Source organism: Cupriavidus sp. SS-3, assembly GCF_035818815.1.
In the GTDB taxonomy this organism is placed as follows: domain Bacteria; phylum Pseudomonadota; class Gammaproteobacteria; order Burkholderiales; family Burkholderiaceae; genus Cupriavidus; species Cupriavidus taiwanensis_C.
On record NZ_JAYLVT010000061.1, the window covers coordinates 1 to 512 of the forward strand.

Here is a 512-nt window from a genome sequence, read left to right on the forward strand (position 1 = left end):
TGGTGCCGTTGCCGAACTGGTCGAACTCGAACACGCCCACCGGGCCGTTCCAGACGATGGTGCCGGCGGCCTTGAGCTGCTCGGCCAGCATCGCGGCGGTCTTGGGGCCAATGTCGAGGATCATGTCGTCGTCGGCCACATCCTTGACGTCCTTGACGGTGGCCGTAGCGGTGGCGCTGAATTCCTTGGCGCAAACCACGTCGACGGGAATCGGCACCGAGGCGCCGCGGCTGGCCATGATGTCGATGATCGCCTTGGCGTCGCCGACCAGGTCGGCTTCGGCCAGCGATTTGCCGATCTTCAGGCCGGCGGCCAGCATGAAGGTGTTGGCGATGCCGCCGCCAACGATCAGGTGGTCGACCTTGTCGGCCAGCGACTTCAGGATGGTCAGCTTGGTCGAGACCTTGGAACCTGCCACGATCGCCACCAGCGGGCGCGCCGGCTGGCCCAGGGCCTTGCCCAGCGCGTCGATCTCGGCGGCCAGCAGCGGGCCGGCGCAGGCGATCGGCGCG

Annotated in this window: 1 protein-coding gene; it reads right to left on the bottom strand. The window is 68.0% G+C overall.

Going from position 1 to position 512, the window contains the following annotated elements:
- The coding region (gene pgk, locus U9J39_RS29430) for a phosphoglycerate kinase (RefSeq protein WP_326348808.1) at positions 1–512 on the bottom strand (512 nt) is incomplete at both ends.